Origin of the sequence: Sulfurimonas sp. NWX367, assembly GCF_039667065.1 — a bacterium.
Lineage (GTDB): Bacteria > Campylobacterota > Campylobacteria > Campylobacterales > Sulfurimonadaceae > Sulfurimonas > Sulfurimonas hydrogeniphila.
Genome location: NZ_JALCZM010000001.1, coordinates 130,305 through 146,722, shown reverse-complemented (window position 1 = coordinate 146,722; position 16,418 = coordinate 130,305). Strand labels below are relative to the sequence as shown.

15 protein-coding genes are annotated in these 16,418 nt (G+C 37.3%); 8 read left to right on the top strand and 7 right to left on the bottom strand.

What is annotated here, in order from left to right:
• Together ruvA and MNY28_RS00685 are read right to left on the bottom strand one after the other, a co-directional pair.
• A complete protein-coding gene (ruvA, locus tag MNY28_RS00690) occupies nt 1-570 on the bottom strand; it encodes a Holliday junction branch migration protein RuvA (protein ID WP_151900647.1) in 570 nt (189 codons plus the stop codon).
• Between the two features lie 2 nt (nt 571-572).
• A complete protein-coding gene (locus MNY28_RS00685; protein ID WP_346388585.1) occupies nt 573-2,492 on the bottom strand; it encodes a flagellar assembly protein A in 1,920 nt (639 codons plus the stop codon).
• A gap of 100 nt (nt 2,493-2,592) precedes the next feature.
• On the opposite strand from MNY28_RS00685, the gene murJ reads away from it, so the two are divergent.
• The 8 genes from murJ to MNY28_RS00645 all read left to right on the top strand — a co-directional run bounded on the left by murJ (nt 2,593) and on the right by MNY28_RS00645 (nt 11,686).
• Entirely contained in the window at nt 2,593-3,999 is a 1,407-nt protein-coding gene (gene murJ, locus MNY28_RS00680; protein WP_346388584.1) for a murein biosynthesis integral membrane protein MurJ, read from the top strand.
• Entirely contained in the window at nt 3,986-5,386 is a 1,401-nt protein-coding gene (gene cysS / locus MNY28_RS00675; RefSeq protein WP_346388583.1) for a cysteine--tRNA ligase, read from the top strand. The genes murJ and cysS overlap by 14 nt, the downstream gene beginning before the upstream one ends.
• On the top strand, nt 5,387-6,301 hold the full coding sequence (locus tag MNY28_RS00670) for a class I SAM-dependent methyltransferase (protein WP_346388582.1): 915 nt from the start codon (nt 5,387-5,389) through the stop codon (nt 6,299-6,301). It begins immediately after the preceding gene.
• Between the two features lie 6 nt (nt 6,302-6,307).
• Nucleotides 6,308-8,557, top strand: coding sequence for an EAL domain-containing protein (locus MNY28_RS00665; protein WP_346388581.1), 2,250 nt, complete (start codon nt 6,308-6,310; stop codon nt 8,555-8,557).
• 81 nt (nt 8,558-8,638) lie between these two features.
• Nucleotides 8,639-8,866 carry a DUF4492 domain-containing protein gene (locus tag MNY28_RS00660; protein ID WP_346388580.1) on the top strand — a complete coding sequence of 76 codons (228 nt, stop codon included), beginning with the start codon at nt 8,639-8,641 and terminating at the stop codon, nt 8,864-8,866.
• A gap of 1 nt (nt 8,867) precedes the next feature.
• On the top strand, nt 8,868-10,397 hold the full coding sequence (locus tag MNY28_RS00655) for a cytochrome ubiquinol oxidase subunit I (RefSeq protein ID WP_346388579.1): 1,530 nt from the start codon (nt 8,868-8,870) through the stop codon (nt 10,395-10,397).
• On the top strand, nt 10,398-11,519 hold the full coding sequence (cydB, locus tag MNY28_RS00650) for a cytochrome d ubiquinol oxidase subunit II (RefSeq protein ID WP_346388578.1): 1,122 nt from the start codon (nt 10,398-10,400) through the stop codon (nt 11,517-11,519). It abuts the gene before it with no gap.
• A gap of 8 nt (nt 11,520-11,527) precedes the next feature.
• Nucleotides 11,528-11,686, top strand: coding sequence for a hypothetical protein (locus MNY28_RS00645; protein WP_188109963.1), 159 nt, complete (start codon nt 11,528-11,530; stop codon nt 11,684-11,686).
• A gap of 3 nt (nt 11,687-11,689) precedes the next feature.
• Here the strand turns inward: MNY28_RS00645 and MNY28_RS00640 are convergent, their stop codons facing one another.
• The 5 genes from MNY28_RS00640 to MNY28_RS00620 all read right to left on the bottom strand — a co-directional run bounded on the left by MNY28_RS00640 (nt 11,690) and on the right by MNY28_RS00620 (nt 16,400).
• Nucleotides 11,690-12,814, bottom strand: coding sequence for an HD domain-containing phosphohydrolase (locus MNY28_RS00640; RefSeq protein ID WP_151900656.1), 1,125 nt, complete (start codon nt 12,812-12,814; stop codon nt 11,690-11,692).
• Nucleotides 12,815-12,834: 20 nt separating this feature from the next.
• On the bottom strand, nt 12,835-13,344 hold the full coding sequence (locus MNY28_RS00635) for a Rab family GTPase (protein ID WP_151900657.1): 510 nt from the start codon (nt 13,342-13,344) through the stop codon (nt 12,835-12,837).
• Nucleotides 13,334-15,133 (bottom strand): OmpA family protein, encoded by a 1,800-nt coding sequence (locus MNY28_RS00630; RefSeq protein WP_151900658.1) that lies wholly within the window; start codon nt 15,131-15,133, stop codon nt 13,334-13,336. Before MNY28_RS00630 ends, MNY28_RS00635 begins: the two co-directional genes overlap by 11 nt.
• 4 nt (nt 15,134-15,137) lie before the next feature.
• On the bottom strand, nt 15,138-15,728 hold the full coding sequence (locus MNY28_RS00625) for a hypothetical protein (RefSeq protein WP_151900659.1): 591 nt from the start codon (nt 15,726-15,728) through the stop codon (nt 15,138-15,140).
• 111 nt (nt 15,729-15,839) lie between these two features.
• Nucleotides 15,840-16,400: a DJ-1 family glyoxalase III gene (locus MNY28_RS00620; RefSeq protein WP_151900660.1), complete on the bottom strand. Its 561-nt coding sequence runs from the start codon at nt 16,398-16,400 to the stop codon at nt 15,840-15,842.
• Nucleotides 16,401-16,418 lie beyond the last annotated feature (18 nt).

The window sequence follows — 16,418 nt, the reverse complement described above, 5'->3', positions numbered from 1 at the left end:
TTAAATTGTTTGGAGTTGTTTAAGGGCACCTTTTACAAGTGAAGCGGTATCGTCTCCCTCACATGCGCTCAATGCCTTTGCTATTTTATCTTTTTTAAAGCCTAAAGCTTCCAGTGCTTCACTGGCTTCGTTAAATGCCTGTGAGGCCTGCGGTGTTGCATTGTCACCGAGTATTTCAGCATCAAAACCGTTAAGTTCCACTAAAATTCGCCCGGCACTTTTAGGTCCTATTCCGGGTACCTTTTTGACACCGTTCACGTCTTTGTTATTTATAATCGCAGCAAACTGCGAAGGTGTATAGGTAGAACAGATTGCCATAGCAACCTTGGGACCGACGCCGTTGATTTTGATCAAACGGGAAAACATTTTTTTCTCTGCCATATCCATAAAACCAAAAAGCAGCTGTGCATCTTCGCGAATGATGTGTGTTGCAAACAAAGAAACATTTTCTTTTGGCAAAGCAGAAAATGTGTGCAAAGAGATAAAAACCTCATATACAATTCCCTGTACGTTTACATGTACATATTTTGGTTCTTTATATTCAATTTTTCCGTGTAAGCCTACTATCATATTTATTTCATTTCCTCTTCATTCATAGGACGTATGGCATATTCGCCTTCGTCCAGTTCAACGAGTCCAAAAACCTGTTCACGGGAACCTTCCATAGGTTTATAAACCAGTTCCACAGGAGGGTCAACCAGTTTAAATCTAATTTCGTTGTACCCTATCCACCTGTCTCTGTTTATAATCCTTGCATCAAAAATATTTTCTTGAAAAGAAGAAGTTTTTGTTGTTAAAAGGTTTAACGCATCCTGTGTCACTGAAACTTCGGTCTTTAAATTCTTTACATTTTCCTGCATGACCTGAAACTGTTTGTATTTTTTTACAAAAGAAGCAGGCATTTTCACTCCGTTTTTTTTGTAATGCAAAAGTCTTTTTTTAATTTCTATAAAAGCCGGTGTTGCTTCTTTGAGCAAATGCATCTGTTTTTTTAATTCTTCTCGCAATTCTTTGAGCTGCAGCTCCAGTTTTTCTATTTTTTGCTGATTCTCGTCCAGGCTTTCTTTGGCTTCTTTTTGCAACAAAGGATCAATCGTAAAAATGTTTTCACTGCCCTGAAGTTTTTGTATTTCAATGCGTTTTGTTGCAATTGCTTTGACATGAGAAGTACAAATTTCTATATCTATTTCCCGACCTCGAATTATACCACCTAAAGCTTGTGCAACCTTTACCTGCTCACCGTCAATTTCACCATGTTCGAGTCTCGTAACCCGGATATTTTTCCCATAGGCTTTCCCCTTATGGACATTTATTTCCAAGTTGTCTGCTTTGATAACAGCAGTTTTATGCGTTTGTCCGTTTACAGTAGCCTCTTTTGCTATAACTTTTGCATTGGAGCCGACATTTCCTTCAATTTTTATTTTACTTACCTCAACAGTCATACCTGTTCCAACAGCATCTTTGACGGCATCTGTCTCTTTTACAGACATCTCCACATCAGAGTCCACACCGCTTTTGATAGATCCTGTCGTTTTGAAACTGACTTCTCCTACATCAACTTCATTTTTTATCACATAAGTATCGTTTTCAAAAGCAATATAGCCATTTTCATTGGCAATATATTTTATTGATTTTTCATCTTCAACGACTCGTATCGTACTGTCAACTTTAAAAGTCGGTTCATGTTTGACGACAGGCTCGGCAGGTTTTATATATTCGCCACGACAGTTACGCCCGGGTTTTCCGGGTTTTGGTTTGATATACTCTATAAGCACTTCATCTTTTTTGACACTTTGTATAAACCCTCTTAACGCATAATCAATTCTCTCGTTTTCATCAAGCTCTTTATTTTTTTCAAAATAGAGTATCAAAGCATCATTTGTTGTAGGTGTCGGCTCAATCCCTTCTGCTATCAAGTGTGTTTCATTTTGCAAAAATTCAAGATGCTGCGCCACTCTGACTCGTGCAGAGATTTTTGAGACCACATCAGGAAGCATCTCATCAAAAATATGCACAAGAATTCCTGCCCGTATTTTTTTCTTATTTATAAGATCCAAAAAACTGTCTTCGAATCTCGGAGAATACTCAACACTTGATCCCGCTGCAATACTCAGATACACTTTACACTTTGTAGCATTGGCCCCAACTGCTGTTTTGAAATTTTTACAGAGTTCATCTTCATCCAGCCTTTTGGAAAAAATTTCCACCTCATATGTCTGTTTAATCTGAAAGTCAGGGTTTAAAAAGCTCTCTTCATTGTTGAGTTCACGCAGGGCTTCGGGTGTAACTTCTTCCCATTCACTCTCTTCTTTGTCTTTTTTTATTCTTGTATAAGTCTGAATATCAAGTATGTTAAAATCCAGTAATTCCGGCTTTATATCGTATGATTTTGCAATGTTAAAAATCTCTTTTGCAACATTTTGCGTTCGTACGACAGTCGGACGAACTTTTCTTACTGTTTTAGTCTTTTTATCAGAACCAAATAATGCCATAATGAAATTACCATACTTTTTTTAATTTTTTTTATGAAAGATTTTAACCAAAGATTTGTTAAAATTATGTAAAACTTATATTATATCGACAAAGAAGCCTATGTTTAAAGCAATTTTCACCAACAGTTTTGGAATTCTCATCTCCCGTGTATTGGGATTTTTCAGAGACCTTTTAACCGCATCCGCACTTGGTGCAAACATATACAGCGATATATTTTTCATCGCCTTTAAACTCCCCAATCTTTTTCGCAGAATTTTTGCAGAAGGTGCTTTCAGTCAGGTTTTTATACCTGCGTTTACACGAAGCAGACACAAGGCGCTCTTTAGCATCAATATACTCCTTGTTTTCACTTCTGTCATACTTATACTCACCCTTCTTGTCAATCTCATACCGCAGCTTTTTACAAAAGCAATCGCCACAGGTTTTGATGCGGACACCATTGCCCTCGCCGCTCCCTATGTTGCCATCAATTTTTGGTACCTTCCGCTTATATTTTTTGTTACATTTTTGAGTGCTATGCTGCAGTACAAACACCATTTTGCAACCTCGGCATTTGCAACTGCCCTGCTCAATCTTTCACTCATTGCTGCTTTGCACCTCTCTCAGGACAAAAGCCAAAGTGAAATTGTTTACTATTTAAGTTACGGGGTCATTATTGGCGGAGTGTTGCAACTCGGCGTCCATCTGCTGGCCATATACAAACTCGGACTGGCAAAACTGCTTCTTGGCGGCGTGAAGTATTTTGGAGTCAAATCTAAAAATATAAATGAGGATACCAAAAAATTTCGCACAAATTTCTTTCCGGCGGTCTGGGGAAACTCTACCGCACAGGTTTCTGCTTTTTTGGACACTTTTTTAGCCTCGTTTTTAGTCACCGGTTCTATCTCCTATCTTTACTATGCCAACCGCATTTTTCAACTGCCTTTGGCACTTTTTGCCATTGCCGTATCTGTTGCGCTGTTTCCAAGAATCGCACGCTATTTAAAAAACAATGATGAAGCAAAAGCGCTTGCAAACCTGCAAAAGGCTTTCTGGTTTTTGGCATTTCTGCTTACATGCAGTACTCTTGGAGGCATCATCCTTTCTCATGAAATCATCTGGCTTTTGTTTCAAAGAGGTGCCTTTGACGCCCAGGATACCCAAAACACAAGTGCCGTACTGCAAATGTATATGCTCGGACTTTTACCTTTTGGCATACAAAAACTTTTTGTTCTCTGGCTCTATGCAAAAGAGATGCAGGCAAAAGCCGCAAAAATAGCGACTGTTTCTCTTGTCGCCTACATTACTTTTGCCTTGGCTTTTATTGGCCCTTTTGGCGTGGCAGGTTTGGCACTGGCAAGTACCATCGGCGGCTATGTGAGTCTCTTTTTTACCCTCAAAGTTTTTGGGATAAAAAACTTTTTTGCTATACTTCGTTCAAAAAATCTCATCTATCTGGCTGTAAGTTCTGTTGTACTTATCGCATTACTACTCTATTTAAAGGAAATTCTCCGTGCATATATTTGATTCTGTACAAAAAACAAAACGAAAATTCATTCCGCTCAAAGAAGGAAAAGTCACACTCTATGTCTGTGGTCCTACCGTTTATGATGATGCCCACCTCGGACATGCAAAATCAGCGCTTGTGTTTGACTTGCTTACGCGTGTTTTGGAGGCAAACGGATATGAAGTCATCTATGCACGCAACATTACCGACATAGATGACAAAATCATCAAAAAAGCGATAGAGCAGAAAAAAGAGATACAGGAGATTACAGACTTTTATACAGAGGCATACCACAAAGAGATGGAAGCTATCGGTGTAAAAAAACCGACACTGGAGCCAAAAGCAACACAAAACCTTGAAGCGATGGTTGATTTGATACAAAAGCTCATAGACAAAGGACATGCCTACACAACACCTGATGGCGATGTCTATTTTGATACGGCAAGCGACAGTGAGTATCTGACGCTTTCACACCGCAGCCAAAACGAAGAAGACAAGCAGGAGCGGGTCGCGAGTTCTAGCTACAAAAAAAATCATGCCGATTTTGCCCTGTGGAAAAGTGTCAAGGACAACAGTGTTACCTTTTCTTCTCCTTTTGGTGCAGGTCGTCCGGGCTGGCATCTGGAGTGTTCTGCCATGATAGAAAAGCATTTGGCCTACAAAGATACGCCTTTTGCTATAGACATCCACGGAGGCGGAGCTGACCTGCTTTTTCCCCACCATGAAAATGAAGCGGCACAGACACGGTGTGCCACAAAACATGAACTTGCCAACTACTGGATGCATAACGGATTTGTCAATATTGAAGGCGAAAAGATGAGCAAATCACTGGGCAACAGCTTTTTTCTCAAAGATGCCCTCAAAGAGTATGACGGCGAGGTATTGCGGTTTTACCTCTTAAGTACACATTACCGCAGTAATTTTAATTTTAACACGCAGGATCTGGAAGCTTCCAAAAAGCGTCTTGACAAACTCTACAGACTGAAAAAACGTCTTTTTGGTTTGTCTGCGTGTAATGATGAAACACCCTTTAAAAAAGAGCTTTTAGAATCTCTTAATGATGATATGAATGTCTCAACGGCTCTGGCCCTTATTGATGAGATGATAAGCAAAGCCAACGAAACACTCGACACTGCAGGAAAACACAAACTGCTCAAGCGTGAGACTCTGGCAAATTTGGCATACATAGAAGAAATTTTGGGTTTTGGTGTACAAAATCCTTTTGAGTATTTTCAGTTTGGCATAGATGACAATACAAAAGAGAAAATAAATACCCTCATAGAACAAAGAGACAGCGCAAAAAAAGAGAAAGATTTCGCGCTCTCGGACAAGATTCGAGATGAAATTCTTAGCCTTGGTGTTCATCTAATGGATACCCCGCAGGGAACTTTTTGGGAAAAAGTATAAATGACACTCAAAGAACTCCAACAGCATCTTGAGAAAAACGCCCTTACATGTAATGAAGAGTTTAAACGCCTGTTTCATGGTCGTGGCGGACTTTACGAGGAGTGGAAGCATCTTACAGTAGACTCCATTGACACTATTTTAAGTATTGCTTTGTATTTTGAAAAAAAGAATGAGACAGAACTTTTAGAGATGCTCAAAGCCTTTACATGTAACACGCGATATACAACACTTGTAATACAAAGACGATATCTTAAAGATGCACCGAGTGAAGTGATTACAGGAGAAATTCCGCAGGATTTACATGTAACAGAAAACGGCATGCAACTCAAAATCAACCTTCTCTCCAACAAAAACAGCGGTTATTTTCCCGATATGAAGAACGGGCGTGCCTTTGTACGCGAAAATGCCAAAGGCAAACACATTTTAAATCTCTTTTCCTATACCTGTGCATTTAGTGTTGCGGCAAAGCTCGGAGGTGCAAAGAGTGTTGTCAATGTCGATATGAGCAAAGGTGCCCTAAAAACAGGAATGGCAAACCATGCTTTAAACAATCTCGACCCAAAAGGTGTGAGCTTTCTCTCATACAACATACTCAAATCATTCTCTTCACTCAAAAGAAAAGGTCCTTACGATATGATTATCATCGATCCGCCGAGCTTTCAAAGAGGCAGTTTTGAAGCGACAAAAGATTATGAAAAACTCATAAAAAAACTGCCGCAGCTTGCAAGCCAGAACTGCATACTTTTGGCATGTCTGAATTCTCCTGAGTTGGAAAGTAACTTCATTATAGAGATGATAGAAAAATTCGCACCGAGTTTTACATTTGAAAAACGACTGGAAAACCTGCCCGAATTTGCAAGTAATGACGAAGAAAAAAGTTTGAAAAATCTTGTTTTTACAAGAGTTGCTGTATAATCAGTTATGAAAAAAGAGAACCAAATCAAATATGAACTGATGCGACTGATGGCATTGGATTCTTATGCCTCTTCTGTTTCATTGCTTTTTATAGTTACCGTAGTTGCCGCTCTTTTTTGGCAAGAGACAGCACTGAGGGTTCCGCTTGCTGTTTGGTTGCTCTCTCTTTATACTGTTCTTATAATCAGAAGCTACTATGTAAGACAGTTTTTACATAATAAAACAAACCTTCAAAAAGCACAAACAATTTTTAATTTTTCCACCATTTTTTCAGCTCTGCTCACCAGTGCAGGTTTTTTGTTTTTATTTACAGTTGCTGATCATGTGCATCAGACATTTATTATAATTATTATTTCCGGAACTTCAGCCGGTGCTGTCATTACACTCTCTTATTTCAAAAAACTGAGTATCAGTTATTTGTTTGTCCTGCTGCTTCCGCTTGTTTACACTCTTTTGACACATAAATCGAATGCTTTTAATGCACTAAGCTATCTTATCATTTTGTTTTTGGTTATGCTCTCCATTTTTTCGGCAAAATACAATAAAAATATTGTAACAACATTAATAAGCAAATATAAAATTTTAGCAACAAAAAAAGCACTCGAAGTTTCAAAAAACAATTTTGAATCAATTTTCAAAGAACTTCCTATCGGTGTTTTCACCTACAGCAAAGATCTTGTGCTGACCCAGGTGAACAAAGCATTTGCAAAAATTATACAGGTTCCTCAGGAAAAACTTTTCAACCTTGACATGAAAACACTCAAAGACAAATCTATACTAGAACCCCTGCAAAAAGTTTTCAAAAATGAAAAGGCAGCTTATGAAGGCACTTACCATACAACACTCACAGATTTGGATTTGTGGATACGCCTCCATGCAATTCCCATGTACGATACCCAAGGCAATATCATTTGCGGACTGGGTATGCTCGAAGACATTACAACAGAGGTACAGAATCAAAAAAAACTGGAGTACCAGGCTTTTTATGATTCTCTGACCGGTTTAACCAACAGAGCCTCTTTTCGCAACTATTTAGAGCAGTTTATGAAAAAAATTCACCGCTCAAAAGAGTATGGTGCCCTGCTGTTCATTGATCTGGATGACTTTAAGAATATTAATGATTCTATCGGACATGATGTCGGTGATTATGTATTGCAGATATTTGCACAAAGAATCAGAAAAGTTCTCAGAGCAGAAGATATTTTTGCCAGACTCGGAGGGGATGAGTTTGTCATTCTCCTTTCGCAAACTGATGCAAATCTTGCAAAGATGCATGAAACAGCTCTGTACTTATCGGAAAAAATTCATACAACCCTCAAAGAACCGATACACAAAGAAAATGAAACACTCTATATATCACTCAGTATAGGCATAAAAATACTCACACCCGAAGAGCTTGATACTACCACTATACTCAAACATGCAGATATAGCCATGTATGAATCAAAAAAAGGAGGAAAAAACAAAACCTCTTTTTATGACAGTGCAATGAGCAGACAGATACAGGAGCAACTGCTTTTACACAATGAACTCAAAATTGCCATACAGGAAAAACAGTTTGAACTCTACCTGCAGCCTATTGTAGAGACAAAGACAGGTAAAATTGTTTCTGCCGAAGCATTGATACGATGGAATCACCCGACAAAAGGGCTTCTGTTTCCAGATGCTTTTATAGAGTATGCAGAACAGTCCAGCCTTATCATCAACATAGGCAGTTGGGTGATAGAGAACGCCTTTGCAATGTATAAAGAACTCGAAGATACGCTTGAAAATATTGCTGTAAATATCAGCTTGAAACAATTTTCCCAGGATAATTTTGAAGAACTTTTGCTTGCAAGTGCAAAAAAACACAATGTACATCCTCGCTGTATCAAACTTGAACTTACAGAATCTGTAATGCTGAACAATCTGGAAAAGACCATTGACAAAATGCTCCATATCAAAGCGCACGGATTTGCATTTTCCATGGATGATTTTGGCACAGGCTACTCTTCACTCTCCTATCTGAAAAATCTGCCGTTTGATTATCTCAAAATCGATCAAAGTTTTGTACGGGATATGCTTGAGAATGAAAATGACAAAAAGCTTGTCAAAATTATTATTGATGTGGCAAAACAGTTTGATTTTTCAGTAATAGCCGAAGGAGTAGAAACAGTCGAGCATGCTCACTTTATAGAGGAAAACGGATGTGACTACTATCAAGGCTATTTGATATCCAAACCTGTTCCTTTGGCAGAATTTAAAAAACTCCTCTAAAAGACTTATTATTATGTAAGTTAATAAAATTAATAACTTACATTTATTAATTGTTAATGCTGATTGGAATAATATTCCGCCATGAAAACACATATCACAAACTTTTTTCGATCCGTTTTCTATCTGTACTATGATGGTTTTGTAAATATGAGAACAGGCAAAACCCTTTGGATTCTCATAGCTGTAAAACTATTTGTTATGTTTGCCGTTATAAAATGGCTGTTCTTCCCAAATATATTGCAGGAAAACTTCAAAACTGACACACAAAGAAGTCAATATATTTTGCAACAACTCACAAAGGAAAAATAATATGGAACACACTGACGTGCTTGTTGACTGGTCACGGGCGCAATTTGCTCTTACAGCACTCTATCACTGGCTTTTCGTACCGCTTACACTTGGTTTGACATTTATCGTTGCCATTATGGAAACTCTTTATGTCAAAACCGGCGATGAAAAATGGAAACAGACAACAAAATACTGGATGGGACTTTTAGCCATTAACTTTGCCATAGGGCTGGCTACCGGTATTATTATGGAGTTTGAGTTTGGTACCAACTGGTCGAACTACTCCTGGATTGTCGGCGATATTTTCGGTGCACCGCTTGCCATTGAAGGGCTTATGGCATTTTTCATGGAATCGACATTCTTTGCCGTTATGTTTTTCGGCTGGGACAAAGTCAGCAAAAAAATGCACCTGACCTCCACATGGCTTGTTGCGATCGGTTCAAACCTCTCTGCACTGTGGATTTTGGTAGCAAACGGCTGGATGCAGCACCCTGTTGGTATGAAATTCAATCCCGATACGGCAAGAAACGAAATGTTGAATTTTTGGGAAGTATTTTTCAACCCGAATGCAGTCAGCAAGTTTTTGCATACAATAAGCAGCGGTTATGTACTTGCTTCACTTTTTATTATAGGAATCAGTGCCTGGTATCTGCTTAAAAAACGCGATACACAGTTTGCACGACGCAGCATTATTGTAGCCTCAAGCTTCGGGCTTATTACCTCACTTTTTTTGTTAACCACAGGTGATGAATCAGCCCACCAGGTAGCCCTCAACCAGCCCATGAAACTTGCCGCTATGGAAGGTTTGTATGATGGAGAAAAACGCGCCGGAATTGTTGCCTTTGGTGTACTTGATACCGCAAAAGAGATAGGTGACGACTTAAATCCCTTTCTTTTCAGTTTTGAAATTCCGGGTGCGCTTTCTTTCCTTGGCTACCATGATTTGAATGCTTTTGTACCGGGTATAGACAACCTGATGCAGGGAAGTGAGAAATACGGCATTATGTCCATACCGCAAAAAATGCAAAAAGGAAAAACTGCCGTGGCCGCTTTAGGCGCCTATAAAAAGTTCAAAAAAGAAGGCAATCTCGTTGAGGCGGAAAAAGCACTCAAAACTTTTGAAGCAAATCAGGCTTATATGGGCTACGGTTATTTGAAAAAACCGCAGGATGCTGTCCCCGATGTTGCACTGAGCTTTTACAGTTTTCACACAATGGTAGGGCTTGGCACATGGTTTTTGGTTCTTTTTATGGTGACCCTTTATTATGCCATGACCAACGAAATGCACAACAAAAAGTGGCTGCTCTACCTCGCAGTGGCAACCATTCCGCTTGGATATATCGCACAGGAAGCCGGATGGATAGTAGCAGAAGCAGGACGTCAGCCCTGGGCTATTCAGGATCTGCTTCCGGTAGGCATGGCAGCTTCCAACATTGCCTCAACAAGCGTTATGATTACTTTTTGGCTCTTTGCAGTGCTTTTTACAGCACTCTTAATAGCCGAAGTAAAAATCATGTTAAAACAGATAAAAATCGGGCCGGAGGGACATTAAATGTTTGACTTACTCACTTTACAACAATACTGGTGGTTCTTAATCAGTCTTTTAGGAGCACTCTTTGTCTTTATGACCTTTGTACAGGGCGGACAGACACTGCTGTATACTCTGGCAAAAACAGAAGATGAAAGAGATGTTTTAGTCAACTCTTTAGGGAGAAAATGGGAACTTACTTTTACAATGCTTGTCATGTTCGGCGGTGCGCTTTTTGCCGCAATGCCGCTTTTTTATGCAGTAAGTTTCGGCGGTGCCTATTATGTCTGGATGGGCATCCTTTTTTGTTTTATTATTCAGGCTGTCGCGTATGAATACAGAAAAAAACCGGACAATTTTTACGGGGAACGTTTTTATGAGACCCTGCTCTACATCAACGGCTCCCTCGGGATATTTTTAATCGGTGTGGCAGTGGCGACACTCTTTAGCGGCGGTAATTTCATTGTCAATGAAAACAACCTCTCACACTGGACGATGCAGAGCTACGGGCTTGAAGCACTTTTAAACCCTTTTAATGTTGCCTTTGGATTGATGCTTGTTTTTCTTTCACGATTTCAGGGTGCTTTGTATTTTTTAAATAATGTCGATGTGCCGACTGTTACGGCAAGAATCAAAAAGGTTGTTATTGTAAACTTCGGGATGTTTCTGATTCTTTTTCTTTATGTTTTGGCAACAATATTGTTTATGGACGGTTTGCGTTATGATCCTGATACCCTTGTTGTCAGTGTTGAAAGTATGAAATTTTTACACAGCTTTATGGATATGCCGGCTTTAGCAGGTTTACTGCTTGTCGGTGTTCTCACATTGTTATACGGAGTAGTTATCGCAGTAACGAAAAAAGCACAAAAAGCCATCTGGTTTAGCGGATTGGGCGTTATACTTACAGTGCTTGTATTGTTTTTGATTTTGGGACTGGACGCTTCTGTTTTTTACCCGTCACTTGCAGATATACAAAGTTCACTCACCATACAAAACAGTTCAGGAAGTCACTACACACTTGAAGTGATGAGTATTGTCTCTGTCCTTGTTCCGGTTGTCCTGCTTTATATTATATTTGTATGGCGTTCAATGGACAAATCACAAATCACAATAGATGAAGTCAAATCTGACCCGCATCATTACTAGGAGAAATTATGGAATATTTAGCAGAATCAATTTGGTATTTAAGCTGGCCGGTCATTATTTATCTCTCATATAAATTTGTCAGTCTCAACCTGCATCATTACAAAAAGATGGAAAGACTCGAAGAACTTGAAGAAATACATACTGAGAACTCACTAAAAATCTCTTGATTTTTAGGAGTGTTCCAGCATACCTTTTTCTTTGTTTTTGTAACGCTCTTGAATATCTGTAAAAACTTGTATATTTTTTAAAAAATTTTCCACTAAAAATGGATCAAATTGTTTTGCTTTACCAGATTCAATATAATTCAAAATTTTATCAAGTGGCCATGCTTTTTTATACACTCTGTCATGTCCCAATGCATCAAAAACATCTACTATTGCTATAATACGCCCATAAATATGAATGTTTTCGCCTTTTAGACCTCTTGGATATCCGCTTCCATCCCATTTTTCATGATGTTCATATGCAACAATTGCTGCAGTTTGTAAGAGTTTTTGTTGAGAACCGCTTAACATTTCATAACCCAGTAAAGAGTGTTGTTTCATAATTTCAAACTCTTCTTCTGTAAGTTTTCCCGGTTTGTTTAAAATAGCATCTTCAATCCCTACTTTTCCAATATCATGCATTGGTGCTGCCATTCTTAGTTCTTCTGCTTCTTCAGAAGAGAGTCCAATTATTAATGCCAATGCTTTTGCATATTCACCGACTCGTAAAACATGATCACCCGTCTCCTTTGATCGTGTCTCACCAATTGCTCCCATCGTTGCAATAACCTCACGTTGTGTTACAATAATATCATTTGTGAGACGCACATTTTTTTCAACCTCTTTTTCAACCAGTTCTGTTATATGTTTATTGTATTTTGCAAGCATTCTATTCGCTTTATCAAGTTCCAAAACAAGCAACTCTTTATCGTTTCTGTCTTGAATAGATTTCTGTTGCATCTTCACAAAGTCAGTCACATCTTCAAATAAAATAATAATTGTTTCGATTGCTTCAAATTTGTTTTTTCTTCCTGCTTGAACACTAATGGTAACATAATCACCATTCTTGTAAATCAATGGTAGTTCTAAATTTGCTCTTTCTCCTTTTCCTATTTGCATCAGTTCTTTCTCTAAACCAATCAATTCAGGAATAAGTTTCATAATACTGACATACATTTGTGAAGCTTCTTCTATATCAATATATTTTATAACTTTGTCAGAGAATTCAATACATTGCATATTCATATCTGCCACTATATATTCATACTGATGCCGTTCATAAATAGCATTAAAGACCTCTTGTATATGCATTTGAACCTCCTTTTTCAACTCTATTGTTTTAGTATAGCTTTACTCAGTGAGAGAAAAAGTTCTTCCACATTCCTGCCATCTTTTGCAGAAGTTTCAAAAATTTCTTCTACTTTTTCAAGAGAGTCGCGAAGTTGTGAAACTGTACTTTTTATTTGAGTATTTTCTATAAGCAAATCAGCCTTATTCAAGGCTACAACAGCAGGAACATTTTTCAGTAAATTTTGTGCTAACTTTAGATGCAAAGATATGTTGTCTATACTTGATTGGCGTGTAATATCTCCCACAACAATCACACCATGTGCTCCTAAGACATAGGCAGGATTTGTATCTTTTACATCTGTCCGCCCTTCAATATCCCAGATCATAAGCTGTAACTCTAATTCTTCTGAAACTTGTACATATTTTTTAGATATTTTAACACCTATAGTTGTAAGGTAATCATCACTGAACTGGTTATCAACATAACGACGTATTAAACTTGTTTTTCCAGTTGCAAAATCGCCGATTAAGACTACTTTTTTAGTTATCATTTTTTATCCATTTAATCTGCACTAAGCGTCCTTCATGATTTTTTTTATTCTCCATCTCTGCTAAAGGAACAGGCGAAGCAATAAAACTTATCCTACTAGACGGTATCCCTTTTTCTATAAGATAATTATACACATTTTTTGCTCTTTCTTGCGCATAATATATATTTTTTGAAGAAACACCTCTTCCATCTGAGAAGCCCATTACCAAGAGATTTAAATCATTATAAAGTTCTAAAGTTTTCTTCATTTTTGAAGACTTCATCCATAAATCAATAAGCTTCATCTTTTCCTGAGTCAACTTGGATTGAGAAACCCCATAATAAATTTTCAGTTCATCTTGGGAAAAACTATACTCAATATCTGAAATAATTTGCCTAATACCTTTTATAGAACTTACTTCTTTTAATAAATCATTATAGCTTTTTTTATTTTTTATTATACCACGTATCATAAGTATACCATTATGGAATTTATATCTCAATCTGTTTCCACTGTCCAAATTAAGCATTGCAAATGCAATCGACAACTCTTTATTTATTTCTTCTTCGCTTAAAGGTGCATGCGCTAAAACAATTTTATCTTCCAATACTCTTCTTGTCAGAAGTGGTTTGATTGTCTGTAAAATATTTGTATGAAGACTTTCATAAGGAATCTTACCTTGAACTAAGACGTTTTTGTAGTTGACATCCACGTTGATATTATAAAGATTAAGATAAGGATTTTTTTGCAAATTTTGTTCAATTTTCTCTTGTAATACTTGATTACTGTAATTTATGTAAGAATATAGAGATAATCCGGCTAATGCTGATATTCCTACTATCCAAAGAAAAGTATAACTTTGTTTTTTTTCTTCTTCTTCCAATATTTCGCTTTCATTTTCAAGCAAGGTATCAAGCTGTTCATTAATCTCATCAAGATTGAGTTTATCCTTATCTCCTTCAAAATGCATAATTGCATCAGAATGTTTTTTGACTAAGAATTCCAAAACAGATGTAATTTTGTCTTGTAACTTACGATTACTTGTACCGCTTAAAACAACAGCCAGATAACAACAACCTGCTACTTCCAGATAAATAGTATAATTACCGAATTCTATTTCATTTAACTCTAAACTATCACTGTTCTTAGAAATCCAATCATTCACAAAACTTCGAATCGCACTCAACATTGAAGCGACCATCTCAGGTTCTATAGATTCATGATTTTTAATGCTTCGTTCACTAACTAAAAGTCCACTCTCCTTATGAATTAAAAAAACACTCTCTACTTTATTTAATTTTGTAGAACTTTGCAGAAGCAATTCTGTCTCTGATATACCTTTAATTTTAGCAACGATTTTTCTTTTGAGTGTTTCATATGAGAATGTTGTTTGTACTTTTGTATTTATCTCATCAATCATATCTTTAAAAGATTGTGAAACAAACTTACTAATCATATTACCAATAACAGGATAAAGTGCATCTACTATCTCATCTTTTTCATTTTTAACTTGATCTTTAATTGCCAGGGAAATTATAGGAGACATTACTTTTGCTATTTTATCACTCGAGTCTTGAATGGTGCTCTGTAACATATCACCAATAAGTGGAGCAAAAATAGCAATAAATTCAGCTTTATTTTTTTCAATGGTTTTTGAAAATATATCACTTAAAAGTGGTGAAATTTTTTCAACAATAACAGTAGCATCACCACTTTCTTTGATAGCCTTCTGAAGAAGCAGTTCAAGTTCATCTATTTTATGGCGTTCTTCTTCAAACAGCAGCTGTTTTAGTTTTTCGTAATCATTCATCTAATTACTTACTTTTTTCTTCCTCTTTAGGTACGCTCTCTTCTATCATCATGTCAAAATTCTCTGCTATGGTTGTATCTTTTACCTTCATGGCTAAATCAAAAAACATACTTGAAAGATTATCTTTTGAAACTTTTGCGCCCTCGAGATTTTCAACCTGTTCTTTAAGAAGTTTTATAATAGATGTTTCAATTTCTTTTAGTTCATTATGAAGTTCTTCTTTATTTTGGATATTTTCTCTTTTCATTGCATCAACTTGTGACTCAAATACTTTTTGAACGTCATCAAGCGCATTGTTTGCTTTTCTTTCTTGGCGAACAAGCTGTTCTTTTAATTCAATACTTTCATCCTGCAGTGCGTTTGATACAGTTTTAATCTTTTGTTCCAGAAGTTGCACATTTGAAGCATGTTCAGCAGTCAGTTTTTTCTCTAATAATATTACTTTTTGACTTAACTCTTTAGCAACAACATTCATATTTTCTTGAAGTTTGCTCAATTCTTCTTCAAATTTACGAATTTGCGGACCAAACATAAGCTCTCTTATTTGATCCATATTTCCTAATTGCCCTATTGAATTTTCTATTTTCGTTGCCATTTTCTAAACCTTTCATTTCTTCAGTTGCACCATAATAACATAATACATATAAAAATGTAATATCACTAAATATTTACAATAAAGCTTTTAGATACCGGGCAACTTTAGAGTCTAATTGCAGTAAGTTGCCAAAAGCCCTGCTTTGAGTGCATTGTACGTCTCTTCTCCTTTGAGTTTTTTCACGATTTTCAGACCAAAGCACAACGCCGTACCCGGTCCGCGTGAGGTCATCACATTTTGATCTTCAACGACCATTGCTTTGTCTCCCATATATCCTTCTTGGCGTATCTGTTCTTCTACAGACGGGTAGCAGGTATATTTTTCTTTTAAAACACCCGCTTTGTTCAGGGCAAACGGGGCTGCACAGATAGCTCCGATATTTTTTCCTTTGGCATCCATTTCACGCAAAATTCTCTGTACATTTTCATCATCAGCCAGAGCATAGGTACCGTCCCATCCACCAGGCAAAACGACCATATCAATCATGTCGGCATTGACATCCTTTACATGTAAGTCCGCTTGAATGACAATATTGTTCGCTCCTTTTACAAGCATCTCATCACTTAAAGATGCAACCAAAACTTCAATCTCTGCACGTCTTAAAACATCTATGATGCTCACCGCTTCTATCTCTTCAAATCCGTTTGCCAACGGGACTAAAACTTTACTCATAAACTACTCCTTTCCTGA

What these genes read in the sequence shown, in the direction of transcription:
- ruvA (WP_151900647.1), bottom strand. Translation starts at nt 570, where the DNA reads ATGATAGTAGGCTTACACGGAAAAATTGAATATAAAGAACCAAAATAT.
- MNY28_RS00685 (WP_346388585.1), bottom strand. Translation starts at nt 2,492, where the DNA reads ATGGCATTATTTGGTTCTGATAAAAAGACTAAAACAGTAAGAAAAGTT.
- murJ (WP_346388584.1), top strand. Translation starts at nt 2,593, where the DNA reads ATGTTTAAAGCAATTTTCACCAACAGTTTTGGAATTCTCATCTCCCGT.
- MNY28_RS00670 (WP_346388582.1), top strand. Translation starts at nt 5,387, where the DNA reads ATGACACTCAAAGAACTCCAACAGCATCTTGAGAAAAACGCCCTTACA.
- MNY28_RS00665 (WP_346388581.1), top strand. Translation starts at nt 6,308, where the DNA reads ATGAAAAAAGAGAACCAAATCAAATATGAACTGATGCGACTGATGGCA.
- MNY28_RS00660 (WP_346388580.1), top strand. Translation starts at nt 8,639, where the DNA reads ATGAAAACACATATCACAAACTTTTTTCGATCCGTTTTCTATCTGTAC.
- MNY28_RS00655 (WP_346388579.1), top strand. Translation starts at nt 8,868, where the DNA reads ATGGAACACACTGACGTGCTTGTTGACTGGTCACGGGCGCAATTTGCT.
- cydB (WP_346388578.1), top strand. Translation starts at nt 10,398, where the DNA reads ATGTTTGACTTACTCACTTTACAACAATACTGGTGGTTCTTAATCAGT.
- MNY28_RS00645 (WP_188109963.1), top strand. Translation starts at nt 11,528, where the DNA reads ATGGAATATTTAGCAGAATCAATTTGGTATTTAAGCTGGCCGGTCATT.
- MNY28_RS00640 (WP_151900656.1), bottom strand. Translation starts at nt 12,814, where the DNA reads ATGCATATACAAGAGGTCTTTAATGCTATTTATGAACGGCATCAGTAT.
- MNY28_RS00635 (WP_151900657.1), bottom strand. Translation starts at nt 13,344, where the DNA reads ATGATAACTAAAAAAGTAGTCTTAATCGGCGATTTTGCAACTGGAAAA.
- MNY28_RS00630 (WP_151900658.1), bottom strand. Translation starts at nt 15,133, where the DNA reads ATGAATGATTACGAAAAACTAAAACAGCTGCTGTTTGAAGAAGAACGC.
- MNY28_RS00625 (WP_151900659.1), bottom strand. Translation starts at nt 15,728, where the DNA reads ATGGCAACGAAAATAGAAAATTCAATAGGGCAATTAGGAAATATGGAT.
- MNY28_RS00620 (WP_151900660.1), bottom strand. Translation starts at nt 16,400, where the DNA reads ATGAGTAAAGTTTTAGTCCCGTTGGCAAACGGATTTGAAGAGATAGAA.